Genomic DNA, 25,627 nt, shown 5'->3' on the forward strand with positions numbered 1-25,627 from the left:
GCGCCGATGGTACTGCACCCGAAGGGGTGTGGGAGAGTAGGACACCGCCGAACAACAACACACCGAGGCCCGTCAGGACACGCTCCTGGCGGGCCTCGGTTTTTTGTGTCGTCATCAGGGCAGCAGCCCGGCGGCGACCGTCGCGCCCAGCTCCCAGCAGGCATCGAGGTCGGCCTTGCTCGGTTGGCCGTTCACGGTGAGCGGCGATGCGACCCGCTGCCAGCCGAGGCCCGACACCACGTTGTCGATCGCTCGCGTGGCGCCCTCGGTGCCCTCGTTGCCGTGGACGTAGTAGCCGTACGGAAGTGTGCGGGTCGCGTCCTGGCAGGGGTAGTAGATCGTGTCGAAGAAATGCTTCAACGCACCCGACATGTACCCGAGGTTCGCGGGAGTGCCGAGCAGGATGCCGTCGGCCGCGAGGACGTCGGAGGCGGTGGCGGACAGTGCGGGCTCACGGACGACCTCGACGCCGGCGAGTTCGGGGTCGTTGGCACCCGAGACGACGGCGTCGAGCATCGCGGCGAGGTGCGGTGAGGGCGTGTGATGGACGATCAGTAACCGGGACACGGACGTCGAGCGTGCCCGGACGCGGTGGCCCACGCAAGCGGGCTGTGGGCAAGCCCGCGGGGGCTTGCCCACAGCCGTTCAGCGAGCCGCGAGCAGGCTCGTGACGTCCTCGTGCAGGGCGGTGAGGGTGGCCCGGGCCGCGTCGCGAGCCCGCGCGAGATCATCGGGCTCGGGGGCGGCCGCGGTGACCTCCAGATAGGCCTTGACCTTCGGTTCCGTCCCGGACAGCCGGACGATGACCCGCACCCCTTCCCCGCTGAGAAGCAGGGCGTCGGCCTCCGGCAGTTCCTCGGCGCTCACGGCGACGCCCGCGAGCTCGGCGGGGGGCTGGGAGCGCAGGCGCCGCATCACCACTTCGCGCTCGGCGAGGTCGGTGAAGCGGGGTGCCACCTGCCCGGTGACGGAGATGCCGTGCCGCAGGGCCAGCTCGTCGAGCAGGGCGTGCAGAGTCCGGCCCTCGCTCTTGGCGGTCGCGGCCACGTCGGCGGCGAACACCGTCGCGGCGATGCCGTCCTTGTCCTTGACGAAGTCCGGGTTCACACAGATGCCGAGCGCTTCCTCGTAGGCGTAGACGAGCCGGTCTCCCGCGCGCATCAGCCACTTGAAGCCCGTGAGCGTCCTGGCATGGCGCGCACCGTGGGCGGTCGCGACGCGGTCGAGCATCGACGAGGACACGATCGTCGTGGCGACCAGCGGGTCCTCGACCTCCGTGCGGGAGAGCAGGTGGTCGGCGAGCACGACTCCGGCCTCGTCGCCGGTCAGCATCCGCCAGCGGCCGTCGGCGGCGCGTGCTCCGACGGCACACCGGTCGGCGTCGGGGTCGAGGGCCACCGCGAGGTCGGCGTCGATCTCGTCGGCGAGGGCGAGCAACCGGTCGGTGGCGCCCGGTTCCTCGGGATTGGGGAAGGCCACGGTCGGAAAGCCGGGGTCCGGTTCGGACTGGGTCGGGACGAGGTGGACGTCGGTGAAGCCCGCGCGGCGCAGTGCCTCGACCACCACGGTGCCACCCACGCCGTGCAGCGGGGTCACCGCGATGCGCAGGTCACGCGCCGGGCCGGTCGCGAGCGAGGCGACGCGGTCGAGATAGCCGTCGAGCACGTCGTCGCCCGCGCTGCGCGCGCCCGCACCGCGCGGTACCGCCCTGGCGGCGGGGGCCGCCGCGATCTCCCGTTCGATCTCCGTGTCGGCGGGGGGCACGATCTGGATGCCGGTGTGGTCGAACACCTTGTAGCCGTTGTCCGCGGGCGGGTTGTGGGAGGCGGTGATCTGGACTCCCGCGCACGCGCCCAGCCGCAGGGTGGCATAGGCCAGCACCGGTGTGGGCAGCGGTGCCGGCAGGACCCGGACGTCGAATCCGGCGCCGTCGAGCACCGCCGCGGTCGCCGAGGCGAACCGCTCGGAGCCGTGCCGGGCGTCCCTGCCGACGACGACTGTGCCTCCGGGACGGGTCGTCGCGAGCCACGCCGCCAGCCCGGCGGTGGTACGAACCACGACGGCGGTGTTCATGCCGTTCGGTCCGGCCCGGACGGGTCCTCGCAGTCCCGCGGTGCCGAAGGTGAGCGTGCCTGTCATGCGATCGTCGAGGTCGGACAGTGCCTCCGGGTCCCCCGCCATCGCGCGTGCCAGCAGGTTCTGCAGTTCGGCGCGAGTCTCGTCGTCGAGGTCGTCGGCGATCCAGCGGTAGGCGGTGTCCCGGAGCCCGGGGGTGAGCCGGGGCGGTGTCTGCTGCATCACGACATAGTGGCAAGACACTGCGTGGCGACCGTGCGCGACCCCGGGGTGTGCCGCGGTGGGTCTTTCCCGGGAATGGCGCATGGTGCAGGAAGCATGGTGCGGAACTGTGGCGTCACGACAGTCTCCGGCCCCGCTTTTTGTGCCGCGGAGACGGAAGTCGCGCAGTGTCACGCCAGGTCGAGCCCGTGGCACACGGTCGGGTTATTGTCCCGGCGTCAATTCTTCGGGACATTCAATGTCGGGCACCGTTGGGTGTGCTGTTCTTTCTCTCCCGCGATGGCGGCCGTGTGCCGCGCGAAAGGAACCGACCATGCCGATATCCCGTGAGGTCACCGACGTCCCGATCGCGACCGGGACGGCCACCACGTCCAAGTGATCGGGTGTCAGGCCCGCGCCACGAGGTCCCGGAGCAGTCCGCCCATCCGCTCGGCGGAGACGCGACCCGCCTTGAGGACCTCCTCGTGGTTCAGGGGTTCGCCGGTGATGCCCGCGGCGAGGTTGGTGACGAGGGAGAGCCCGAAGACCTCGGCACCCTCGGCGCGGGTGGCGATGGCCTCCAGGACCGTCGACATGCCCACGAGGTCCGCGCCGAGCGTGCGCAGCATGCGGATCTCGGCCGGGGTCTCGAAGTGCGGGCCCGGCAGCCCGGCGTACACGCCGTCGGTCAGCGTCGGGTCGATCTCCCTGGCGAGCGAGCGCAGCCGGTGCGAGTACAGGTCGACGAGGTCGACGAAGTTCGCGCCGGTGATGGGGGAGGTGGCGGTCATGTTGAGGTGGTCGGAGATCAGCACCGGCTGCCCGACCTCGAACCCGTCCCGCAGGCCGCCCGCGGCGTTGGTCAGCAGCACGCTGCGGGCGCCCGCGGCGGTCGCGGTGCGCACGCCGTGGACGACCCTGGCCACGCCCTTGCCCTCGTAGAGGTGGGTGCGGCCTAGCAGGACGAGCACTCGCTTGCCGCCGACCCGCAGGAACCGCGCGGTGCTGCCGTGCCCGACCGCGCTCGGCGTCTCGAAGCCCGGCAGCTCGCCGAGAGGGATCTCGACCTCCGGTTCGCCGATCACGTCCGCCGCGGGGCGCCAGCCGGAGCCGAGCACCACGGCCACGTCGAACGCCTCGACGCCTGCGCGGTCGGTGAGCACGGTGGCCGCCGCGGCGGCAAGGTCACGGGGTTGCGCGTCACTGCTGGAGTTCACGGTCGGCAAGCTTAGAGCCCGGGGACTCTGCTTTCACCACCCGGATGAGCAGGTAGGCCAGCAGGCCGAACGGCGACAGCAGGATCGTGAGTACGAGAACGGGCGCGACGAGCAGGTGGGGCACGCCCCGGGCGCGGGCGTCGTGGTGAATCCAGCGACCGACGAACAGGTCGAACGCGATGAGGTGGGCCCAGATCGCGGCGGCGCCCTCGGGTGTCGCGAGGAACGCGCGCAGCGTCTCCAGGTCCGGGCGGCTCACGACCTCCCACAGCCGGCCGAACTCCGGCACGGCGAGCAGCACGTACACGGCCAGCGGTGCGGTGGCGGACCAGGGGGAGCGCAGCAGCCTTCCGGTCCACGACCAGCCGGGTGCGACGATCATCAGCGCCCAGAACGGGACCGCGAGCAGGAACGTGATGTCGAACAGCCACGTGGTCATCGCGCTCACCCTCGGCCCGCGTCGGTGACCGCGAGCTCCCGGGCGTCGCCCGGTTCCGGGTGTCCGGGCGCTGTCGCGCGGTGGCGCAGGGCCCACGCCGTCCCGGCCGCGCAGACGGCGCCGAGTGCGGCGACGGCGGCCCAGGTGAGCGTGTCGGGACGCACGAGCGGCTGGCCCCGCAACGCCTGCCAGGTCACGAGCACGACGGCCCCGGCGTAGGCCGCGCCACCCACGAGCACCAGCCGGGTGCGCACGACGTCGTCGCGCAGGCGGGGCCAGTGTCGCGCCGCGAGCCCGATCGCCATGACGAGCAGCGGCAGTGCCTGGAGCGCGTGCATCCCGACGAAGTGCGGGATGCGCAGATCGCCGCCCGTGGTGCTCCAGCCGGTGATCGGCATGCCGGCTCCGCCGTCGGGCACGCCCACGCTGTGAGCGCCGATGACGCCCTCGAACCCGCCGGTGTCCAGGGTCCGCCGCTGGCTCTCCGTCGGATTCGTCATCAGCCCGCCGAGGGCGAGTCCGGCGAGCGAGATCAGCGTCCCGAGGCGCACGGCCCAGCGGGCGGCCGGGTCCGCGATCGGGGTGCGCAGCAGGAGGACGGTCAGCACGAGCGTGCCCGTCCACACGGCCGCGATGCTGATGCCCATGACGGCGAACAGCGTGCTGTTCAGCGGAGTCGAGACGTTGAAGTGGCTGCTCGTGCCCCGGATCACCTGCACGACGATGATCGCGTACTCGACGCCGAAGACGGCGACGATGGCGGTGGAGATCCGGTGGGCGAGCCGCAGCCGCGTGCGCAGCAGGGACACCAGCCAGGCCCAGGTCAGCGAGTAGGCCGCGATCGAGACGGCGAACTTGAACGGTTTCAGCCAGGCCGGTGCGCCGGTGATGGTGCGGTCGTCCAGGGCGAGCCCGACGGCCGAGCCCGCCGCGAGCACGATCATGACTCCGGCGCAGGCGAGCATCGGGTGGTGCCAACCGCGGTAACTCTCGGGTCTCATGCCAACTCCTGCGGATAGTGGATAGCGACACTCTCTAAAATGAGAAGTTAGACTATCCATCTTGAGAATGTCCACAGGAAGGCGGGCCGAGATGCGGATGGCGGAACTCAGCAGGACCTCGGGGGTGCCGGTCGCGACCGTCAAGTACTACCTGCGGGAAGGGCTGCTGCACCCCGGCGAGCGCACGAACCGCAACCAGGCGCGCTACGACGACACCCACGTGCGCCGCCTCCGGCTGGTGCGCGCGCTGCTCGACGTCGGAAAGCTGTCGATCTCGACCGTCCGCGAGGTCCTCGCCGCCATCGACTCCGCCGACACGTCGCTGCACGACATCCTGGGCGTGACCCAGCACGGGCTGCCGGTGGCCGGCACCGAGGTCCCGGACGACGAGGCACGCGACTGGGCGCGGGAGCGGGTGGACTCGCTGCTCGACGAGCGGGGCTGGCGCTGCGACCACGACTCGGCCGTCACCGAATCACTCGTGGGAGTGATGGCCACACTGCACACGCTCGGCCACACCGGTGTCGCGTCGATGGTGGACCGCTACGCCGACGCCGCCCAGCGCATCGCCGAGGACGACGTGCGCCACGTCGCCGGGCTCGCGGCGAAGGAGGACGTGGTCGAGACGGCGGTGGTCGGCACCGTGCTCGGCGACGCGCTGCTGGCCTCGCTGCGCAGGATCGCGCAGGCGGAGGTCTCCGGCCGGTTGCTCGGCTCCGCCGGAGAGCCGGTCAGCCCGCCAGAATCCGCGTGAGCGCGAAACCGAGGGCGGCGGTGAGGACGAAGACCACGCAGGCCACAGCCAGCAGGACACCCCGGCGTTGCGAGACGGCGCCTGCCAGCCCGGCGATCAGGTCCTGGCCCTGCCGGGGCAGCCAGGCAGGCCCCGGCGCTGCCGGTGCCGCGCGGCCGGAAGGCCGGGGCGAGGATCTGGCCGGCCGGTCCGGTGCGGCCGGAGTCGCGGGGGAGGCCGGAGGCCCGGTCCCGAACGGCAACGGCCCCGGGTCGTCGGCGAGCGCCCCCTCGGCGGGAGCGCCGCCGGAGCCGCTCGCGGGGACGTCGCCGTTTGGCTCCGCCAGCGCGGGAACGCGGGGGATGACCCGCGTGACGCTGGCGTCGTCGCGCGCCCGGCCGGTGTCGCTCTCCTGGAACAACTCGCCGGGAAACAGCGTGTGCCGGGGCTGGGCCAGCAGGGGATAGAGCCTGCGCCGCACCTCCGACAGCGACATGCGGTCGGAGGGCTTCTTCATCATCAACCCGCGCACCACCGGTGCCAGCGGGCCGGGCGCGGGGCGGGGCACGTCGCCCTGCACCACGCTGACGACCGTCTCCAGCGGGTCGCCGTCGGCGTCGTACGGCGGCCTGCCCTCGGTGGCCGCGAACAGGGTCGCGCCGAGCCCCCAGAGGTCGGCGGTGTAAGTGACGGGGCCGCCGGTGGCGACCTCGGGCGCGATGAAGGCGGGCGAGCCGAGCATCACGCCCGTGTGGGTCAGCGTCGCCTCGGAGACGTTGCGCGCGATGCCGAAGTCGGTGAGTTTGATGCGGCCGTCGGCCGAGATGAGCACGTTGCCGGGCTTGACGTCGCGATGGGTGATGCCCGCCGCGTGTGCGGCTTCGAGCGCGGCGGCCACGGCCTCGCCCATCGCGGCGGCCTGGGGGACCGTGAGCCGGGGCATCGAACTCAGCAGCCCCGCGAGGCTGCGCGACGGCAGCAGCTCCATCACGACGTAGGGATCGCCGTGCTCCCGGACGACGTCGTGCAGGATCACCACGTTGGGGTGGGACAGCACCGCGATGGCTCTGGCCTCGCGCAGGGTCCGTTCCCGCAGTTCGGTGACCCGCGCGGGCGGCACGCCGTGGGGCATGCGGACCTCCTTCACCGCGACGGGGCGGTGCAGGAACTCGTCGTAGGCCGACCACACGGTGCCCATGGACCCGGAGCCGAGCACGGAGCGCAGCCGGTAGCGGCCTGCCACGAGCCGTCGGTCGGTGGGGGGATCGGGAGGAGCGGGCACGCGCCCCATTGTGCCGAGCCCGCGTGGCCCCGGCCGCCCGACCGTCGGAGTTAACGGCGATTAACCTCACATTCCGGGGCTGGTGGCCCCGCCTACCATGACTAGGTATGAGCAACGGTGCCGAACCCGCCACCGCCGTCGACGCCGACACCGGACCGGCGCTGGGCGCCGAGTTCGACACGCCGGATCGGCAGGACTGGGAACGACTGGTCGACAGGGTGCTCGAACGCACCGGACGCGGCCGGGACAGCCTGGTGACCACGACCGACGACGGCATCCACCTCCACCCGCTCTACACAGCGAACGACACCGACGACGGCACCGGCCCGCCGACCGGGGTCCCCGGGCTCCCGCCGTTCGTGCGCGGCGCGCGTCCCGACGGTGCCGTGCTCGCGGGCTGGGACGTGCGTGCCCGGCACGACGGTCGCGACCCGGGGGCCGTCAACGAGGCCGTGCTCGCCGACCTGGACGGTGGCGTGACGTCGCTCTGGCTCCGGCTGGGAGAAGACGGGCTGCCGGTGTCCGCCCTCGGCGAGGCGTTGCGGGAGGTCCGGCTCGACCTCGCCCCTGTGGTGCTCGACGCGGGAGCGGACTATGAGGCCGCCGGGCGGGCACTGCTCGCCGCCCACCGCGCACAGGGAGTGCCCGACACCGAGGTGGCCGGCAACCTCGGCGCCGACCCGATCGGGCTGCGGGCCCGCGCGGGAGGGGACGGCAAAACGGGCGACGTGGCCGCTGCCGCGGCCCTCACGGCCGAGCTGGCCCGGCGCCATCCCCGCCTCGCCACGCTGGTCGCCGACGGACTGCCCTATCACGGTGCGGGCGGATCGGACGCCCAGGAGATCGGCGCGGCCGTCGCGACCGCGGTGGCCTACCTGCGGGCCCTGGCCGACGCGGGTCTCGACGTCGCCGACGCCGCCGCGCGCATCGAGTTCCGCCTGGCGGCCACCACCGACCAGTTCGGCACCATCGCCAAGTTCCGCGCGGCCCGGCGGGTGTGGGCGCGGGTCACCGAGGCGAGCGGCGCACCGGAGGCCGCGATGCGGCAACACGCCGTGACCTCGCCAGCCATGCTGACGCGCCGGGACCCCGAGGTGAACCTGCTGCGCACCACCGTCGCGTGTTTCGCGGCCGGAACCGGTGGCGCCGACGCCGTGACCGTGCTGCCGTTCGACTCCGCGCTCGGGGACCTCGGGCAGCCCGACCGGTTCTCCCGCAGGCTCGCCCGCAACACGCAGGCCATCCTGCTGGAGGAGAGCAGGCTCGCCGCGGTGATCGACCCCGCAGGCGGCTCCTGGTACGTCGAGGCGCGCACCGACGCGCTCGCGCACGCGGCGTGGGACGAGTTCACCGCCATCGAGCGGGCGGGCGGCATCGAGGCCGAGCTGGAGTCGGGTGCGCTGGCCGGGCGGCTGGCTCACACGCGGCGGGCCCGCGCGCACCGCATCGCCACCCGGCAGGACGTGATCACCGGGGTCAGCGAGTACCCCAACCTCGCGGAGCCGCCGTCCTCCCGGCCCCACCCCCCGGAGCAGGCCACGGCGGGCGGCCTGCCGACGGTGCGCTACGCCGAGGACTTCGAGCGGCTGCGGGACCGTTCCGACGCGCACCTCGCGCGCCACGGCAGCAGGCCCGCGGTCTTCCTCGCCACGCTCGGCCCCCTCGCCCAGCACACCGCCCGCACCGGTTTCGCGACCAACCTGTTCCAGGCAGGCGGCATCGAGCCCGTCGAGCCCGGCGGGGCTGGCGGGGCTGGCGGGGCTCGCGGCGCGGAGGCCACCACCGCCGAGCTGGTCGATGCGTTCACCGCCAGCGGTACCACCGTCGCCTGCCTCTGCGGCAGCGACACCGCCTACGCGGAGTCCGCCGACGAGGTGGCGAGCGCGCTACGGGACGCGGGCGCCACCTCGGTGCTGCTCGCGGGGCGCCCCGGCACCGCCGACTCCACCGCCGTCACCGGCCACGTGTACACCGGGTGCGACGCGCTCGCCGTCCTCACCGGCATCCTCGACACCCTGGGAGTCGCCCCATGAGCATCCCCGACTTCAGTGACCTCCCGCTGGGCACCGGTGCGGGCAGCGGCGCGGGACGGCGGGAGTGGGAGGCGGCGGTGCGCGCGGCCACCGGCAAGGACACCGACGCCCTCACCTGGGAGACCCCCGAGGGCATCGGGGTCAAGCCGCTGTACACGGCGGAGGACCTCGCCGGGCTGGACTTCCTGGAAACCTACCCCGGCATCGCGCCCTACCTGCGCGGTCCGTATCCCACGATGTACACCACGCGGCCCTGGACCATCCGCCAGTACGCCGGGTTCTCCACCGCGGAGGAGTCGAACGCCTTCTACCGGCGCAACCTCGCGGCCGGGCAGAAGGGCCTGTCCGTGGCCTTCGACCTCGCCACCCACCGGGGCTACGACTCCGACCATCCCCGCGTCGCGGGCGACGTCGGCATGGCGGGCGTGGCGATCGACTCGATCTACGACATGCGGCAGCTCTTCGACGGCATCCCGCTGGACCGCATGAGCGTGTCGATGACCATGAACGGCGCGGTGCTGCCGGTGCTGGCGTTGTACGTGGTGGCCGCCGAGGAGCAGGGCGTCGCCCCCGAACAGCTGTCCGGGACCATCCAGAACGACATCCTCAAGGAGTTCATGGTCCGCAACACCTACATCTACCCGCCGCAGCCGTCGATGCGGATCATCTCCGACATCTTCGCGCACACGTCGCGGCACATGCCGAAGTTCAACTCCATCTCCATCTCCGGCTACCACATGCAGGAGGCCGGAGCCACCGCCGACCTTGAACTGGCCTACACCCTCGCCGACGGCGTGGAGTACCTCCGCGCCGGTCGCTCCGCCGGGCTGGACATCGACGCCTTCGCGCCCAGGCTGTCGTTCTTCTGGGCCATCGGGATGAACTTCTTCATGGAGGTCGCCAAGCTGCGGGCGGCGAGGCTGCTGTGGGCCAAGCTCGTGAAGCGGTTCGGGCCGCGCAACGACAAGTCGCTGAGCCTGCGCACCCACTGCCAGACCTCCGGGTGGTCGCTGACCGCGCAGGACGTCTACAACAACGTGGTGCGCACCTGTGTGGAGGCCATGGCCGCCACCCAGGGGCACACGCAGTCGCTGCACACCAACGCCCTCGACGAGGCGCTGGCCCTGCCCACCGACACCAGCGCCCGGATCGCCCGCAACACGCAGCTGCTGCTCCAGCAGGAGTCCGGCACCACCCGCGTCATCGACCCGTGGGGCGGCAGCGCCTACGTCGAGCGCCTGACCCACGAGCTGGCACGGCGGGCGTGGAGCCACCTGGAGGAGGTCGAGAGCGCGGGCGGGATGGCGAAGGCCATCGACGCCGGGATACCCAAGCTGCGCATCGAGGAGGCCGCCGCCCGCACGCAGGCCCGCATCGACTCGGGCAGGCAGCCGGTGATCGGGGTCAACAAGTACCGCGTCGGTGCCGAGGACGACACCGAGCTCGACGTCCTGAAGATCGACAACGCGGGGGTGCGGGCGCAGCAGCTGGAGAAGCTGCGCAGGCTGCGTGCGGAACGCGACGACGACGCCACGTGGGACGCGCTGCGCAGGCTCACCGCCGGGGCGGCCAGCGACGGCAACCTGCTCGCGCTGGCCGTCGACGCCGCCAGGGCCAAGGCCACCGTCGGCGAGATCTCCCAGGCGCTGGAGGCGCTCTGGGGCAGGCACTCCGGGCAGATCCGTACCATCTCGGGCGTGTACCGCGACGAGGTCGGCAAGTCCGAGGGCGTGACGGCCGCACGCCGCCGTGTCGAGGAGTTCGCCGAGAACGAGGGGCGCAGGCCCCGCATCCTCGTGGCCAAGATGGGCCAGGACGGACACGACCGGGGCCAGAAGGTGATCGCCACCGCGTTCGCCGACCTCGGCTTCGATGTCGACGTCGGGCCCCTGTTCTCCACCCCCGCCGAGGTCGCGCGGCAGGCCGTCGAGTCCGACGTCCACGTCGTCGGCGTGTCCTCGCTGGCGGCGGGCCACCTGTCCCTGGTGCCCGCGCTACGGGACGAGCTGGCCGCGCTGGGCCGCGACGACATCGTCATCGTGTGCGGTGGTGTCATCCCGCCGCAGGACTACGACGCGCTGACGGCCGCGGGGGCAGCGGCGATCTTCGGCCCGGGAACGGTGATCGCCGACTCCGCGATCACCCTGCTCGACCGCCTCGACACGCGGCACGCGCCGAAGGCGTAGCCGTGGCCCGCGTTCTCGACGTCGCCGAGTACACCCGTGGTGTGCTCGCGGGTGACCGCGCCGTGCTGGCCAGGGCGATCACGCTCGTGGAGTCGCAGCGCTCCGATCACCGCGAGCTGGCGCAACGGCTGCTCGTCGACCTGCTGCCCCGCGCGGGCGGCGCCGTGCGGGTCGGCATCACCGGCGTTCCCGGCGTCGGCAAGTCCACCTTCATCGACCAGCTCGGCACCCAGCTCACCACCGCGGGCCACCGCGTCGCCGTGCTGGCCGTGGACCCGTCGTCCACCCGCACCGGCGGCAGCATCCTCGGGGACAAGACCCGCATGGCCCGGCTCGCCGTCGACCCCGCCGCGTTCGTCCGCCCGTCGCCCACGTCGGGCACGCTCGGCGGTGTCGCGCGAGCCACCCGCGAGACCATCGTGCTCATGGAGGCGGCGGGCTACGACGTGGTGCTGGTCGAGACCGTCGGCGTCGGCCAGTCGGAGGTCACCGTCGCGGAGATGGTCGACTCGTTCCTGTTCCTCACCCTCGCCCGCACCGGCGACCAGCTGCAGGGCATCAAGAAGGGCGTGCTCGAACTCGCCGACGTCATCGCCGTCAACAAGGCCGACGGTGACCACGAGCGCGAGGCGCGGGCGGCGGCGAGGGAACTGTCCGGAGCGTTGCGGATGCTCTACGGACCCGACGCGGCGTGGACGCCGCCCGTGCTGACGTGCAGCGGGCTGACCGGCGCCGGGCTCGACAGCGTGTGGCAGCAGCTCGAACGGCACCGGCGGCAGCAGGTCGAGACCGGGGAGCTGGAACACCGCCGTGGGCGGCAGCAGGTGGAGTGGACCTGGGCCATGGTGCGGGACCAGTTGCTCGACCGCCTCGCCGCGGACCCCGCCGTGCGCGAGATCGTCGACGACGTCGAGCGCGAGGTGCGCGAGGGGCGCAGCACCCCGACGCTGGCCGCGGGACGCATCCTGCGGGCGTTCGGCGCCGAGCCCCCGCGTGGCGGCTGACGCGGACCCGCCTCAACGGGCACACTGTGCGGCGTGCGTGTTCTGGCCGTTCTGCTGAGTGTGCTCACCGTCCTGCTCGTCGTCCCCACCGCCGCTGCCGGCGCTGCCAGCGCTGCCGCCGTACCGGCCGCCGCTGCTGGCGCGCAGCCCGTGCCCGTGCTGGCACAGGACGACACGACCGGGGAGACCGGCACGCCGTCGTCCACCGAAGAGGGACCCGAACTCGACCCGCAAACCGAGGCCGAGGCCGCGAAGAACCAAAGCAAGATCGTGGTCGGGGTGATCGCGGCGGTGCTGCTCGGGCTGGTGCTGTGGGGCCGTTACGTCCGCAAGAAGAACGCCAACGGTTAGCGCGGTCAGCGCGGAGTACAGCGTGACCGAACGATGCGTCACCGTTTAGCGCAAACGGGCTACCTTCTGTCTCTCCATTAGGACATCCGGGTTACGCCTACGCTGGTTGGTGTCAGACTGAGAGCAAATGCGGACGGCAATGATCTACCAGCGGACGACAGAGGTGTGTAACACCGCCGCGCTGGTTGCGTGCGGAGGTGCGGCGTGACCGTTCTCGACTCGCGACCCGAGCTGCCGGGTGAATCCGACCCGGCTGCGACGGCCGAAGCCCTGCTGGCCTCGTCGGGCGTGGCCACCATCGGTGATGTGGGACAGGGACGCGGACCCGGCTGGCTCGACGCCTGGCTGGCCGACCATGCGGGCGACGTCGTGTCGTGGCGTCGGCACATCCACGCCCACCCGGAGCTCGCGCGGCGTGAGTACGGCACGACCGAGCTCGTCACCCGACTGCTCTCGTCGGCCGGGCTGCGGCCGACGGTGCTGCCCGGCGGCACCGGGGTCGTGTGCGACGTCGGGAGCGGGCCGCGCTGCGTCGCCCTGCGAGCCGACCTGGACGCGCTGCCCCTCACCGAGGCCACGGGACTGCCCTTCGCGTCGACCGTGGACGGCGTGGCCCACGCCTGCGGTCACGACGTGCACACGGCCGTGCTGCTCGGGGCGGGCCTCGCGCTGGCCGCCGCCGACGAGCTTCCCGGCCGGGTGCGGTTGATCTTCCAGCCCGCCGAGGAGGTCATGCCCGGCGGCGCGCTCGACGCCATCGACGCGGGCGTGCTCGACGGGGTGGAGCGCATCTTCGGCCTGCACTGCGACCCGCGCCTTCCGGTCGGGACCCTGGGCACGCGGCTGGGCGCGCTGACCTCGGCCGCCGACCTCGTCGAGCTGACGCTGACCTCGCCGGGTGGACACACCTCCCGGCCGCATCTGACCGCCGACCTCGTCCACGCACTCGGCACCGTGATCACGTCACTGCCCGCCGTGCTGTCGCGGCGGGTGGACCCCCGCTCGGGCACGGTGCTCGTCTGGGGCGCCGTGCACGCGGGCGAGGCCGCCAACGCCGTGCCGCAGGAGGGCACCCTGCGCGGCACCCTGCGCACCGCCGACCACGAGACCTGGACGACGTTGGAGCCGCTCGTGGAGTCGTCGGTGCGGGCGTTGCTGGCGCCCACCGGCGTTGGCTACGAGCTGAACTACCGGCGCGGTGTGCCGCCCGTGGTCAGCGAGCAGGAGAGCACCGTTCTGTTGCGTGCCGGCGTGGAGGCCGCGCTGGGCGCCGAGGCGCTGGCCGGGACCGAGCAGTCGTCCGGTGGCGAGGACTTCGGCTGGTACCTGGAACACGTGCCGGGCGCCTTCGCGAGGCTCGGGGTGTGGTCGGGCGAGGGGAAGTTGCGTGACCTCCACCAGCCGACCTTCGAGGCCGACGAGCGAGCCCTACTCTCCGGCATCCGGGTGATGGTCCACACGGCGCTGTCCAGCCTGGTGTGAACGACACCGTGTCCGCAGCCTGGGTAGCCGTGTCCGCAGGCTGCGTAGCCGTGTCCGCACCGTGCGAGGCGGACACGGCTACGGGAACTGCGGACACGAGTTATCCACAGGTTGGCTAGTTATCCACAGGTTGTGCACAGGCGGTGGCGCGACCACCCGGACGTCGTCAACCTGAGGGAATGCGGCAGAACTGGGGAGTACGCGGCGCCCTGCGGCGGCGTGACGCGGCGGCTGTACTGGGCGAACACGGGCTGCGCGTGGCCCTGCGAAGCGGGGCGCTGACGCAACCCTGGCGGGGTGTCGTCGTGCCCTCGGTCGAGTGGGGTGAGCTTCGGACGCGGGTGTCGGCAGCCGTGCTGTTCGTCGGCAGGCCGGTGGTGGTGTCCGGGCCGACCGCACTGGCCCTGTACGGCTGCGACGCCGTGTCGGAGGTCGGACCGGTGCACGTGACGGTGCCGTACTCGCGGTCGGCGCGCCCGCGGCCGGGTCTGGTGATGCATCAGAACCGGTTCGACCCCGCCGACGTCGTCGAACTCGAAGGGCTTCCCGTGTTCCCGCTGGAGGACGCGCTGGCGGAGTACCTGTGCGGCCGGGACACCCGGCGCGCGTTCGGCTGCCTGGACCAGGCGCTGGCACAGCTGTCAGGGCAGGCGCGGGAGGCGTTGCGCGACGCGGTGCGGGAGCGGCTCACCCTCCGCGACGACCCTCGGGGCGTGGGGCGGGCGCGCATGCTGGCCGACCTCGCCACGGGCCGCGCGGAGTCACCACCCGAGAGCTCGCTGCTGTTGCTCGTGGTCGAGGCCGGGCTGCCGGTCCCGACGGCGCAGTACCCGGTTCACACCATCGACGGACGGCTGCTGTACGTGCTCGACCTGGCGTGGGAGTACTGGCGGATCGCGCTGGAGTACGACGGCTACGCGGCTCACGAGCAGCGCGGCGAGCGCGACGCCGAGCGTGATCGTCGCCTGGCCGCGCGAGGTTGGCTCACCATCCGTGCCACGACCGAGGACCTGCGGGACCCGGCCCGGCTGCTGGCCGAGTTGCGAGAGGCGTTCGCCGAACGGTCACGCTGACCCGGCTACGGGAGCTGCGGATTCGGCTACGCGAGCTGCGGACCCGGCTACGCGAGCTGCGGACACGGCTACGCAGGCTGCGGACACGGCTACGCGAGCTGCGGATTCGGCTACGGGAGCTGCGGACTCGGCTACGCAGGCTGCGGACACGGCGTCAGGGGCCCAGGCGTTTGCACGGGCGGGTGCGTAGGTCGTCGACGTAGTCCGCCGGGGCGCCCGCCGCCTCGGCGGCGTCGGCGAGCACACCGAGGTAGCGCGCGGAGGGCAGCCCACCCTCGTAGGCGTCGAGTACGTACAGCCAGGCCAGCGCCGAGCCCTCCATGGTCTGCACCCGTAACCTGATCTTGGTGTGGAGCCCGAGCTCACCGCCCTCCCACTGGTCGAGCCGCGACTCGTCCAATGGGATGACGTCGTACAGAACCACGAACACCCGGGAGCCCGGGTCCTCGACGATGGTGGCGAGAGCTCCCTCCCAGTTGAGATCCTCACCGCCGAAGGTGAGTCGCCAGCCTTCCAGCCAGCCCGTGCCCGCCATCGGCGAGTGCGGGGCTCGCTCCGTCATCTGGGAGGGATCCATGTTGGACCCGTACGCGGCATAGAGGGGCACGGTCCCAGGGTAGCGACCACAGCGTCACCCGAGCGGATGCACTCCGCGTGTCCCCACATACAGTTGAGCGGCAGCGCCGTGACGAGGAGGGACTGAAAGTTGACCAAGATCGTGATCATGGGCGGCGGACCCGCCGGCTACGAGGCGGCCCTGGTCGCGGCGCAACACGACGCCGACGTCACCGTGGTGGAGCGGGACGGCCTCGGCGGCGCCTGCGTGCTGTACGACTGTGTGCCCTCGAAGACCTACATCGCGTCGTCGGGTGCCCGTGCGAGCGTGCAGGGCTTCGGTGAGCTGGGCATTCACGTGGACGAGCCGAGGGTGGACCTGCCGTCCGTCCACGGGCGGGTGCGGGGGCTGGCGCTCGCGCAGTCCGCGGACATCCGGGCGAGGGTTCAGCGGGAGGGGGTTCGCGTGGTCAGCGGTACCGCGCGGTTCCGCGACAGCGAGCCCGGCCTGGCCACGCACCGGATCGGCGTGACCCACCCGGAGACGGGTGAGGAGGAGATCCTCGATGCCGACGTGGTGCTGGTGGCCACGGGTGCGACGCCCCGGGTACTGCCGGGCGCCGTGCCGGACGGCGAGCGCGTTCTCGACTGGCGGCAGCTGTACGGCCTGCCGACGCTGCCGGACCACCTCGTGGTGGTGGGCTCGGGTGTCACGGGCGCGGAGTTCGCCTCGGCCTACACCGAGATGGGCGTCAAGGTGACGGTCGTGTCGAGCCGGGACCGGGTGCTGCCGCACGAGGACGCCGACGCGGCCGCGGTGCTGGAGGAGGTCTTCTCGAAGCGGGGCACCACCGTGGTCAAGCACGCCAGGGCCGACCGCGTGGAGCGCACCGCCGACGGCGTGGTGGTGCATCTCACCGACGGCAGGCGGATCGAGGGCAGCCACGCGCTGATGACGGTGGGGTCGGTACCCAACACCGATGACATCGGTCTCGACCGCGTGGGCCTGGAGCCGGGCCCGGGCGGCTTCGTCGGGGTCGACCGGGTGTCACGCACGAGTGCTCCCGGGGTGTACGCGGCCGGCGACTGCACGGGCGTGCTCATGCTGGCCTCGGTGGCGAGCATGCAGGGCCGGATCGCCATGTGGCACGCCCTCGGCGAGGGCGTGGCGCCGATCCGGTTGCGCACGGTGGCCGCGAACGTGTTCACCCATCCGGAGATCGCCACGGTGGGGGTCAGCCAGCAGGCCATCGACTCGGGCGAGGTGCCCGCCCGCACGATCATGCTGCCGCTGTCCACGAACGCGCGCGCGAAGATGGAGGGGGTGCGGCACGGCTTCGTGAAGCTGTTCTGCAGGCCGGCCACGGGTGTCGTGGTCGGGGGCGTCGTGGTGGCACCCAACGCGGGCGAGCTGGTACTGCCGATCGCGCTGGCCGTGCAGAACCAGCTGACGGTCGACAACCTCGCGCTCACCTTCTCGGTGTATCCGTCGCTGTCCGGCTCGATCACCGAGGCGGGGCGCCAGCTGATGCGGCACGACGACCTGGACTGACGCGCGGGCGAGATCGGTTCGCGGGCGGTTCGGCCCGGTGTGACACTGGTCGGGTCGGCTTCCTTCGCACGACGGATCTCACGGGAGCGTCCCATGACCGTACGCGACACGCCCTATCCCGACGGCACGCCCTGCTGGGTTGACCTCATGGTTGCCGACCCGCGCATGGCGATGGACTTCTACGGCGCCCTGTTCGGCTGGAACTTCGCCGACCAGGGTGATGAGGCGGGCAACTACCTGCTGTGCTCGATCGACGACTTCGTCGTGACCGGCGTGGGCGGGATGCCACCGGATCAGCCGTCCCCACCGGTCTGGACCACCTACCTCGCGACGTCCGATGTGGATGACACGGCGGCGAGGGTGCGCCAGGCCGGCGGCCAGCTGATGGTGGAGCCGATGGATGTGATGTCGGAGGGCCGGATGGCGATGGCGGCCGACCCGACGGGTGCGGTGTTCGGGTTGTGGCAGGCGGGGCGCACGATTGGTGCGCAGCTGACGGGTACGCCGTCGGCCCTGGTCTGGAACGAGTGCATGACCCGGGACTTCGCCACGGCGAAGGGGTTCTACACGGACGTCTTCGGCTACGCGGCGGAGGACATGTCGGACGAGCAGTTCACCTACGCCGCGCTGCTGGTGGGGGACCGCTACGTCGGTGGCGTGGGCGAGCTGCCCGCCGACGTGCCCGCCGACGTGCCGCCGCACTGGATGACGTACTTCGGCGTGGCGGACACGGACGCGGCGGTGGCGCGGGTCGGCGACCTGGGCGGCAGCGTCGTCACGGCGCCCTTCGACACGCCCTACGGGCGGATGGCGGCGGTCGCCGACAACCAGGGCGTCGCGTTCTCCGTGATCGCCGTGACGGCGGTTCCCGACTCGCCGGAGTGACGACGAGCCGGGAACCCACCGGTGGGGCGTCAGCCCTCGACTAGCCCTCGTCTTCGACCCAGTCGAACGTGCGGGTCACGGCCTTCTTCCAGTTGCGGTACTCGCGTGCGCGCCGGGACTCGTCCATGCTCGGTTCCCAGCGCTTGTCCTCGGCCCAGTTGTTGCGAATGTCGTCCTCGCTCTCCCAGAAGCCGACTGCGAGACCCGCGGCGTAGGCCGCGCCGAGCGCGGTGGTCTCGTTGACCTTCGGCCGGATCACCGACACACCGAGGATGTCGGCCTGGAACTGCATGAGCAGGTCGTTGACGACCATCCCGCCGTCCACTTTGAGGGTCTTCAACGGAACCCCGGAGTCGGCGTTCATGGCGTCGATGACCTCGCGGGTCTGGAAGGCCGTGGCCTCCAGCACCGCGCGGGCGAGGTGTCCTTTGTTGACGTAGCGCGTCAGCCCCACGATGGCGCCCCGTGCGTCCGAGCGCCAGTACGGTGCGAACAGGCCGGAGAAGGCGGGCACGAAGTACGCCCCGCCGTTGTCGTCCACTGTGCGCGCGTAGTCCTCGATCTCGGCCGCGGACGTGATCATGTTGAGGTTGTCGCGCAACCACTGCACCAGTGACCCGGTGACGGCGATGGCGCCTTCCAATGCGTACACCGCGTCGTTGGAGCCGATCTTGTAGCAGACGGTCGTGAGCAGGCCGTTCTGCGACATGACCTTGTCGGTGCCCGTGTTGAGCAGCACGAAGTTGCCGGTGCCGTAGGTGTTCTTGGCCTCGCCGACACTCAGGCACGCCTGCCCGAAGGTGGCGGCCTGCTGGTCGCCGAGGATGCCCGCGATGGGCACACCACCCAGCGCCCCGCGCTCACGGGTCGTGCCGTAGGTCTCCGAGGACGAGCGGATCTCGGGCAGCATCGACATCGGGATGCCCATGTCGGCGGCGATGCTCTCGTCCCAGGACAGCGTGTCGAGATCCATCAGCAGGGTGCGCGAGGCGTTGGTGGGGTCGGTGACGTGGATGCCGCCGTCCACCCCGCCCGTCATGTTCCACAGCACCCAGGTGTCCATGTTGCCGAACAGCAGCTCGCCGTTCTCGGCTCGCTCCCGGACTCCCTCGACGTTGTCCAGAATCCACTTGATCTTCGGCCCCGAGAAGTAGGTCGCCAGCGGCAGCCCGGTGGTCTGCCGGTAGCGCTCTTGTCCGCCGCCGAGCGCACCGAGTTCGCCGATGATGCGGTCGGTGCGGGTGTCCTGCCAGACGATGGCGTTGTAGACGGGCTTGCCGGTCTTGCGGTCCCACACCAGGGTGGTCTCGCGCTGGTTGGTGATGCCGACCGCGGCGATGTCGCCCGCCGTGATGTCGGCGTTGGCCAGCGCGCCTGCCGCGGTGGCCCTGGTGTTGGCCCAGATCTCCTCAGCGTCGTGCTCGACCCAGCCTGCCTTCGGGAAGATCTGCTTGTGTTCCCGCTGGTCGACGGCGACGACCTGCCCGGAGTGGTCGAAGACCATCGTGCGGGTGGAGGTTGTTCCCTGGTCGATCGCGGCGATGTATGAAGCCATCACTGTCCTTTCCGCCGGTCGCTATTCCGCCGACTTGCGTGTCTCGGTCTCGTCGGTGGGCTCGGGAACGCGTCCCGGCGGAGGCCCCTCCACACCCACCAGCTTCTCGCGGGCACTGAGGACCTGGCCGATGAACAGGTCGTACACGAGGATGCCGACGACACCACCGATGAGTGGCCCCGCGATCGGGATCCACCAGTAGTTGCTGAACCATTCCCCGTTGCCGGGTAGTGCCGCGTCACCCCAGCCCGCGAAGTACGCGAGCAGGCGAGGTCCGAAGTCACGGGCCGGATTGATCGCGTAGCCCGCGTTGGTGCCGAAGCTCAGGCCGATGGCGGTCACGACGAACCCGATGGCCCACGGCCCGAAGTTGCTCTGGGGAGCCATGTTGCGGCTGTCGATGAGGGCCGCGATGGCCAGGACCAGGAAGGCCGTGCCCACGATCTGGTCAAGCAGCGGACCCCAGGTGCCGCCGCCGAAGTACTCGGCGGGGAACGTGGCGAAGATCGAGAACGAGGGTACTGAGTCTTCTCTCTCGGCGAATCCTTCGGCCGCGTTGAACGCGTTGATGGCGTCGGCGTAGACCCAGTACACGATGGCCGCCGCGGTGAAGGCACCGAGTACCTGCGCGATCCAGTACGGAACCACCTTCACCCACGGGAACTTGCGCCGTACCGCGAACGCGAGGGTCACCGCCGGGTTGATGTGGGCGCCGCTGACTCCACCCGCGACGTAGACGCCGAACACCACCGCCAGGCCCCAGCCGAACGCGATGATCAGCCAGTTGCCGGGCCCGAAGGCATCCATCTGCCTGCCGGAACCCGGTAGCCCGGCCAGCGCGACGGCGACCGAGCCGCAGCCCAGCAGGATGAGCACCGCCGTGCCCAGGAACTCAGCCAGTAACTCCCCGCCGGTGTGCTGCCGAAGTCTGGTCAATCCGCTGGTCTGGTGACGGGTGTCCTTCATACTCATGCCACACCTCCGCCTTCAGCCGGGACCTCGTTATCCCTGGCTTCATCGTGCTCCGCCCGCACCGCCCGGACAACATCTGAACGGCGCAGTTCGACAGAAGCTGATTGCCCCTGATTGCCCACACCGGAACGTGGGAAGCTCAATATGGGCCACCGGATCAGGTCTGGTGGGTGACGTCCGCCGTGACGAGGAGGCGAGTGTGACTGTGTCGTTGGGACCGGCGAACCGTGAGGAAGCCTGGCAGCGGCTGAGCAGCGAGAGTTTCGACCTCGTCGTGGTGGGCGGCGGTGTTGTGGGCGTGGGGACCGCGCTGGACGCGGCCACCCGCGGCCTGCGGGTGGCCCTCGTGGAGGCACGCGACCTGGGTTCGGGAACGTCGAGCCGGTCGAGCAAGCTGTTCCACGGTGGATTGCGCTACCTGGAGCAGCTCGAGTTCGGACTGGTGCGGGAGGCGCTGCGCGAGCGGGAGCTGATGCTGACCACGCTCGCGCCCCATCTCGTCAAGCCCGTCAGTTTCCTGTACCCGCTGACCCACCGGGTGTGGGAGCGGCCGTACACGGCGTCCGGCCTGCTGCTGTACGACACGATGGGCGGCGCGCGCTCGGTACCGGGGCAGAAGCACCTGACGAAGGCGGGGGCGTTGCGGATGGTGCCTGCGCTGCGACGCGACGCGCTCATCGGCGGCATCCGGTACTACGACGCCATGGCCGACGACGCCCGGCACACGATGATGGTGGCCCGCACGGCGGCCCACTACGGTGCGGTCGTACGGACCTCGACGCAGGTGGTGGAGTTCCTGCGCGAGGCCGACCGCGTGTCCGGCGTGCGCGTGCGCGACGTCGAGGACGGCAGGGAGACCGACGTCCAGGCGTCCGTGGTCGTCAATTGCACCGGTGTGTGGACCGACGAGTTGCAGCACCTGGCGGGCAGCCGCGGCAGGTTCCGGGTGCGGGCCAGCAAGGGTGTACACATCGTGGTACCCCGCGACCGCATCGTGTCCGAGAGCGGGATGATCCTGCGCACCGAGAAGTCGGTGCTGTTCGTCATCCCGTGGCGCAGCAACCACTGGATCGTGGGCACCACGGACACCGACTGGAACCTGGACCTGGCGCACCCGGCCGCCACCCGCAACGACATCGACTATCTCCTGTCCCAGGTGAACAACGTGCTGGCGACACCGCTGACGCACGACGACATCGAGGGTGTCTACGCGGGACTGCGCCCGCTGCTGGCCGGGGAGAGCGAAGAGACGTCCAAGCTCTCCCGTGAGCACGCGGTGGCCAGGGTGGCGCCGGGCCTGGTGGCCATCGCGGGCGGCAAGTACACGACCTACCGCGTCATGGCGGCCGACGCGGTGGACGCCGCGTCGGGCGACCTGCCGGGGCGGCCCCGCTCGTCCATCACGGACAAGGTGCCGCTGCTGGGCGCGGACGGCTACCACGCGCTGGTGAACCAGGCCGATCACCTGGCGGCGCGGCACGGCCTGCATCCGTATCGCGTGCGGCACCTGCTCGACCGCTACGGCTCCCTGATCGGCGAGGTGCTGGCCGAGGCCGACGGGAAACCGGAGCTGACCAAGCCCCTGGACGCCGCGCCCGACTACCTCAAGGTGGAGGTGGTGTACGCGGCGAGCCACGAGGGGGCGATGCATCTGGAGGACGTGCTGGCCCGCCGCACCCGCATTTCCATCGAGTACCCGCATCGCGGTGCCGACTGCGCGGAGCAGGTGGCCGAGCTGGTGGGCGAGGTGCTCGGCTGGTCGCCGGAGACCCGCGCGTCGGAGGTGCGGGTGTACCAGGCTCGGGTCAGGGCCGAGCGGGAGTCGCAGACCGAGCCGGGTGACGAGGACGCCGACGCGCGGCGTTCCGCCGCGCCGGAGGCCCGGTCCGGACTGGTGGATCTGGCCGGGACGGGCTGACGCGGGCTATTCGGCGAACCGCAGGCCCAGGCGCGCGTAGGCGTCTCGGGTGTGGGCCAGGCCCTCGGTGGCGATGCGCTCGGCGAGGCGGAACTCCTCGGCCGTGGTGGCATCGGCCAGGACGGCGCCCGCGCTGTGCCAGCGTTCGGTGGCGCGGCGCAGCAGCGTGGTGGTGTGGTCGTCGCCGGGCGGGACCGGTGGCGGGACCTCGACGTGGTGCGCCAGCCGCAGGCAGGCCGCACGCGCCCTGACCTCGGTGCCTCCGGGGTCGGGACGCCGCCGTCGCAGGAGCACGGGCACCAGCGCGCCCGCTCCGAGCACCAGCGGACCCACGAGCCACAGCCAGGTCACAGCAGTTCCTCGATCCGGTCCAGTCGCCGCCGTACCCGGTCGAGGCGGGCCGTGCCGCCCGGTTCGCCGAGTTCCCGCATGGCCAGCACGTACTCCTTCGCCGCCTCCGCGTTGGGTTCCCCTTCCGGATGCAGCACCCGGTCGGCGACGCGGTTGAGCCGGGCGCCCAGTTCGGCCTCCTTCGGCGCGGTGACCTTCCGGCGGAACGACACCAGCGCGAGTCCCCGCAGGAGCAGGAACACCGCGATCGTGGCCGAGACGATGCCGAGGAAGGCGAGCACGAGCTGCGAGACGTCGGTGACGCTGTCGACCGGCCCGCGCCGGGGCAGCTCGCCGTACGCCTCGGCGGCCTCGGCGTCGAAGGTGAGGACGTACTCTTCCAGCTCCGGGGTGAGGTCGGTGTCGCTGGCGCGGTACTGCCAGCTCTGCTCGGCGGCGGCGACCACGGACAGGGCGAAGCCAGCCGCGTCGTCGTCGGTCTCGGTCGGATCGGGAAAGGCCGGGCCCTCGCAGTACGAGCTGCCGTACTCGCGCTCGGGTTCGGTGGCGAAGACGACGACGAGGTTGGTGGGCACCAGTTCGGCGACGTCGCGGCACAGTGCCAGCCGGGGCACCGTCTCGTCGGCGTACTCGTCCAGCGGGGTCTCGTCGAAGATCGCCACCACGATGGCGCGGTCGCCGATGACCTCGCGTGCCCGCTGCGGGTCCACGAGTCCGGGAGCGCCGGGGTCGACGTGGACGGACGAGTCCTCCAGGCCGCCTGCGGCGGTCGCCGCCCGCTCGCCCGCGGTGACCCACGGGGTGAAGATCCACAGGAAGGCCGCGACGCCGACGACGACGGCGACGATCAGCCAGCGGGGAAGACGTCTCGCTGCCTTCATCGCCGAACTCCGCTCGCTCCGGTGCGTCCGCGCAGGGCGCGCCTGCCCGTCTCGGCCACGGCGCGGACCTCGGTCATGGCGGCCGCGGTCCCGGCCTGGTCGAAGAGGGTTCTCGCCGTCGCATGGCGCTCGGCGGCCGCCGCGACGCCGGGTCCGTTCCCACCGCGCTCGGCCTCGACCAGCCGCTCGCCCAGCTCCGCGATGGCCGCGAACGCGCGAGCCTGCGCCACCTGGAACGCCCTGCGCTCGTCGCGGGCCTCGCCGAGGCGCCTGCCGACGACGCGGACGAGCGGCACACCGCCGACCACCAGCGCCGATCCGCCGAGTAGCCAGGGCGCGAGCCCGGCGACGAGCTGCCGCAACGTCTGCGGCTGTGGCCTGCCGAACGGATGCTCGGTGAGCAGGGTGTCGGCCCGCAGGAGTACGGAGCCGATGCGGTCCTGCATGACCAGGCCCTGCCGGAGTGTGGCGGTCTCGAAGCGCCCGAAGGCGTAGTCGCGGGCCAGGCTCAGCTCGGTCTGCGGGCCTCCCGCGACCTCCAACCAGCCGCCGTGGGCGACCAGCACGATGTCGTCGGGAAAGTGCTCGGCCAGCGCGGGTGCGTAGTCGACGAGCGGCTCGCCCGGTTCGCCCGGAGGAAACGCCACCGCGCGGACGGTGAATCCGGTGCGTTCCTCCAGCAACTCGAGCGGGATGTCGAGGCGGTCCCGCCTGCCCGGGGCGTTGATCACGCGCTGCTCGCGCAGGCGATCCACCAGTTCCCGTATCCGCCGGTCGGAGGGCTCCACCGACTCGGGCAGCGGGTGCGGTGACTCGTAACTGCTCTTCGCGTTGTCCCCGTCCTTCGCGTGCTGGATGAGGCTCCACACCGAATCGGTGACGTCGTACTGCCCGGTGTGCTGGCGCAGCCGTGAGAGATCGCCCGGGCTCGTGGTGACACCCTCGGTCGAGGACACGAGCAGGCCCTCCACCTCGATCACCGTCCGGCCGGTCTCCTCGGCCCAGTCGTTCAGCGGCCGGTGGACCTGGTCTAGGTAGTCATCGCGGTCGGGGTAGTGCCCACCGTCATCCGGCCGCCCGGTGAACGGGGAGACGAGGACCCGCATGTCGTCGGTCAGTTCGGAGCGGATGAGGTCCTCGTCGAACCTCGCCACCGCACCCGGTGCCCGGTAGATCGACTCGGTCTCCAGCGCCCGCAACGCCGCGTCGACGTCGAGTTTCGGCGCGGCAGGCGGGCCCTCGCCGTCCTGCTCCTGTGCGGCACCGGCACCGGCACCGAGCAACCCCGAACTCAGCAGAAGCAGCAGCACCGCGGCCCAGCGTGCCGGGGCCTTCACGAGTCCGCCTCGCGCCGCCACCGCAGTTCGCCGCCGTCCCGGCCGACGAGCGCGAATCCGCACCTCGTCGCCACGGCGTGGGACGCGGTGTTGTCCGGGACGTGGGTGTAGTCCACCCGCCGCAGCCCGAGCGCCCCGAACCCGAACCGCACCACCGTGTCCACCACCGTGCTCGCCACGCCCCTGCCCCGGGCCGAGGGATGGACCCACACCGCCACCTCGGCGGTGCCGCCCGCGAGGTCGAGGTCCTTCAGTCCCACCTCGCCCAGCAGCGCGCCCGTGGTGGGTTCGGCCGCGGCCCAGGAGCAGCGCCGGTCAGCGGCCCACTCCTCGGCGCGGCGCCGGACGTAGTCGCCCGCCGCCTGCGGGGTGTCCACGACGTAGTTCGGCACGTACCGGCGCAGCAGCGGGTCGGCGAACGCTTCGACGAGGGCGGGCCGGTCGTCGAGCGCGCGGTCGGCCCTCAGTTGCCGCAGGTAGTACCCACCCGCGTTGATCTCGACCGGCTCCATGATCGGAGATTGTAGAAGCGGCCCGCCTCGG

23 protein-coding genes are annotated in these 25,627 nt (G+C 71.7%); 10 read left to right on the top strand and 13 right to left on the bottom strand.

The features are described 5' to 3' along the window. Nucleotides 1–114: 114 nt before the first annotated feature. The 5 genes from FFT09_RS21570 to FFT09_RS21590 all read right to left on the bottom strand — a co-directional run bounded on the left by FFT09_RS21570 (nucleotide 115) and on the right by FFT09_RS21590 (nucleotide 4,934). Nucleotides 115–567 carry a flavodoxin family protein gene (locus tag FFT09_RS21570; RefSeq protein WP_138383841.1) on the bottom strand — a complete coding sequence of 151 codons (453 nt, stop codon included), beginning with the start codon at nucleotides 565–567 and terminating at the stop codon, nucleotides 115–117. 78 nt (nucleotides 568–645) lie between these two features. Beyond that, entirely contained in the window at nucleotides 646–2,298 is a 1,653-nt protein-coding gene (locus tag FFT09_RS21575) for a phospho-sugar mutase (protein ID WP_138383842.1), read from the bottom strand. Nucleotides 2,299–2,684: 386 nt separating this feature from the next. Next, on the bottom strand, nucleotides 2,685–3,494 hold the full coding sequence (locus FFT09_RS21580) for a purine-nucleoside phosphorylase (protein ID WP_138383843.1): 810 nt from the start codon (nucleotides 3,492–3,494) through the stop codon (nucleotides 2,685–2,687). Continuing rightward, nucleotides 3,478–3,933 (bottom strand): ABA4-like family protein, encoded by a 456-nt coding sequence (locus FFT09_RS21585; protein ID WP_081193595.1) that lies wholly within the window; start codon nucleotides 3,931–3,933, stop codon nucleotides 3,478–3,480. Before FFT09_RS21585 ends, FFT09_RS21580 begins: the two co-directional genes overlap by 17 nt. A gap of 5 nt (nucleotides 3,934–3,938) precedes the next feature. Then, entirely contained in the window at nucleotides 3,939–4,934 is a 996-nt protein-coding gene (locus FFT09_RS21590) for a hypothetical protein (protein ID WP_138383844.1), read from the bottom strand. Between the two features lie 91 nt (nucleotides 4,935–5,025). Between FFT09_RS21590 and FFT09_RS21595 the strand changes: the two genes are divergently transcribed. Continuing rightward, complete coding sequence (locus FFT09_RS21595; protein WP_138383939.1) at nucleotides 5,026–5,688, top strand: MerR family transcriptional regulator; 663 nt, start codon at nucleotides 5,026–5,028, stop codon at nucleotides 5,686–5,688. Here FFT09_RS21595 and FFT09_RS21600 read toward each other — a convergent pair. Beyond that, the gene (locus tag FFT09_RS21600) at nucleotides 5,666–6,958 is read right to left on the bottom strand and encodes a serine/threonine-protein kinase (RefSeq protein WP_138383845.1); all 1,293 of its coding nucleotides are present in this window, start codon (nucleotides 6,956–6,958) and stop codon (nucleotides 5,666–5,668) included. The two genes, FFT09_RS21595 and FFT09_RS21600, sit on opposite strands and share 23 nt — an antisense overlap. 98 nt (nucleotides 6,959–7,056) lie before the next feature. Here FFT09_RS21600 and FFT09_RS21605 point away from each other — a divergent pair, with 98 nt between their 5' ends. The 6 genes from FFT09_RS21605 (at nucleotide 7,057) to FFT09_RS21630 (ending at nucleotide 15,078) form a co-directional block, all read left to right on the top strand. Continuing rightward, entirely contained in the window at nucleotides 7,057–8,982 is a 1,926-nt protein-coding gene (locus tag FFT09_RS21605) for a methylmalonyl-CoA mutase family protein (protein ID WP_138383846.1), read from the top strand. Then, nucleotides 8,979–11,168: a methylmalonyl-CoA mutase gene (gene scpA, locus FFT09_RS21610; protein ID WP_138383847.1), complete on the top strand. Its 2,190-nt coding sequence runs from the start codon at nucleotides 8,979–8,981 to the stop codon at nucleotides 11,166–11,168. The genes FFT09_RS21605 and scpA overlap by 4 nt, the downstream gene beginning before the upstream one ends. 2 nt (nucleotides 11,169–11,170) lie before the next feature. After that, nucleotides 11,171–12,172 carry a methylmalonyl Co-A mutase-associated GTPase MeaB gene (gene meaB, locus FFT09_RS21615; RefSeq protein ID WP_138383848.1) on the top strand — a complete coding sequence of 334 codons (1,002 nt, stop codon included), beginning with the start codon at nucleotides 11,171–11,173 and terminating at the stop codon, nucleotides 12,170–12,172. 33 nt (nucleotides 12,173–12,205) lie between these two features. After that, nucleotides 12,206–12,523 (top strand): hypothetical protein, encoded by a 318-nt coding sequence (locus FFT09_RS21620; protein ID WP_244231459.1) that lies wholly within the window; start codon nucleotides 12,206–12,208, stop codon nucleotides 12,521–12,523. A gap of 204 nt (nucleotides 12,524–12,727) precedes the next feature. Next, complete coding sequence (locus FFT09_RS21625; RefSeq protein WP_138383849.1) at nucleotides 12,728–14,005, top strand: amidohydrolase; 1,278 nt, start codon at nucleotides 12,728–12,730, stop codon at nucleotides 14,003–14,005. 179 nt (nucleotides 14,006–14,184) lie between these two features. Next, a complete protein-coding gene (locus FFT09_RS21630; RefSeq protein ID WP_081193610.1) occupies nucleotides 14,185–15,078 on the top strand; it encodes a DUF559 domain-containing protein in 894 nt (297 codons plus the stop codon). 154 nt (nucleotides 15,079–15,232) lie between these two features. Here the strand turns inward: FFT09_RS21630 and FFT09_RS21640 are convergent, their stop codons facing one another. Further along, nucleotides 15,233–15,685 carry a gamma-glutamylcyclotransferase family protein gene (locus FFT09_RS21640; protein ID WP_081193612.1) on the bottom strand — a complete coding sequence of 151 codons (453 nt, stop codon included), beginning with the start codon at nucleotides 15,683–15,685 and terminating at the stop codon, nucleotides 15,233–15,235. A gap of 99 nt (nucleotides 15,686–15,784) precedes the next feature. Here FFT09_RS21640 and FFT09_RS21645 point away from each other — a divergent pair, with 99 nt between their 5' ends. Then, a complete protein-coding gene (locus FFT09_RS21645) occupies nucleotides 15,785–17,185 on the top strand; it encodes an NAD(P)H-quinone dehydrogenase (RefSeq protein WP_138383851.1) in 1,401 nt (466 codons plus the stop codon). Between the two features lie 93 nt (nucleotides 17,186–17,278). Continuing rightward, nucleotides 17,279–18,070: a VOC family protein gene (locus FFT09_RS21650; RefSeq protein WP_081193616.1), complete on the top strand. Its 792-nt coding sequence runs from the start codon at nucleotides 17,279–17,281 to the stop codon at nucleotides 18,068–18,070. A 40-nt stretch (nucleotides 18,071–18,110) separates the two neighbouring features. Here FFT09_RS21650 and glpK read toward each other — a convergent pair whose 3' ends face one another. Together glpK and FFT09_RS21660 are read right to left on the bottom strand one after the other, a co-directional pair. After that, the gene (glpK, locus tag FFT09_RS21655; RefSeq protein ID WP_138383852.1) at nucleotides 18,111–19,625 is read right to left on the bottom strand and encodes a glycerol kinase GlpK; all 1,515 of its coding nucleotides are present in this window, start codon (nucleotides 19,623–19,625) and stop codon (nucleotides 18,111–18,113) included. Between the two features lie 21 nt (nucleotides 19,626–19,646). Continuing rightward, nucleotides 19,647–20,597 carry an MIP/aquaporin family protein gene (locus FFT09_RS21660; protein WP_081193620.1) on the bottom strand — a complete coding sequence of 317 codons (951 nt, stop codon included), beginning with the start codon at nucleotides 20,595–20,597 and terminating at the stop codon, nucleotides 19,647–19,649. Nucleotides 20,598–20,796: 199 nt separating this feature from the next. Between FFT09_RS21660 and glpD the strand changes: the two genes are divergently transcribed. Then, complete coding sequence (gene glpD / locus FFT09_RS21665; RefSeq protein ID WP_138383853.1) at nucleotides 20,797–22,515, top strand: glycerol-3-phosphate dehydrogenase; 1,719 nt, start codon at nucleotides 20,797–20,799, stop codon at nucleotides 22,513–22,515. 6 nt (nucleotides 22,516–22,521) lie between these two features. Here the strand turns inward: glpD and FFT09_RS21670 are convergent, their stop codons facing one another. From FFT09_RS21670 to FFT09_RS21685, 4 genes are read right to left on the bottom strand one after another with little or no spacing between them, the layout of a single operon-like run. After that, nucleotides 22,522–22,866, bottom strand: a complete 345-nt coding sequence (locus FFT09_RS21670; RefSeq protein ID WP_138383854.1) for a hypothetical protein — start codon at nucleotides 22,864–22,866, stop codon at nucleotides 22,522–22,524. Beyond that, nucleotides 22,863–23,747 (bottom strand): hypothetical protein, encoded by an 885-nt coding sequence (locus tag FFT09_RS21675; protein ID WP_138383855.1) that lies wholly within the window; start codon nucleotides 23,745–23,747, stop codon nucleotides 22,863–22,865. The genes FFT09_RS21670 and FFT09_RS21675 overlap by 4 nt, the downstream gene beginning before the upstream one ends. Then, nucleotides 23,744–25,084: a hypothetical protein gene (locus FFT09_RS21680; protein ID WP_138383856.1), complete on the bottom strand. Its 1,341-nt coding sequence runs from the start codon at nucleotides 25,082–25,084 to the stop codon at nucleotides 23,744–23,746. The genes FFT09_RS21675 and FFT09_RS21680 overlap by 4 nt, the downstream gene beginning before the upstream one ends. Continuing rightward, entirely contained in the window at nucleotides 25,081–25,596 is a 516-nt protein-coding gene (locus tag FFT09_RS21685; RefSeq protein ID WP_138383857.1) for a GNAT family N-acetyltransferase, read from the bottom strand. Before FFT09_RS21685 ends, FFT09_RS21680 begins: the two co-directional genes overlap by 4 nt. Nucleotides 25,597–25,627: the final 31 nt, after the last annotated feature.

The organism is Saccharomonospora piscinae (assembly GCF_005862235.1).
In the GTDB taxonomy this organism is placed as follows: domain Bacteria; phylum Actinomycetota; class Actinomycetes; order Mycobacteriales; family Pseudonocardiaceae; genus Saccharomonospora; species Saccharomonospora piscinae.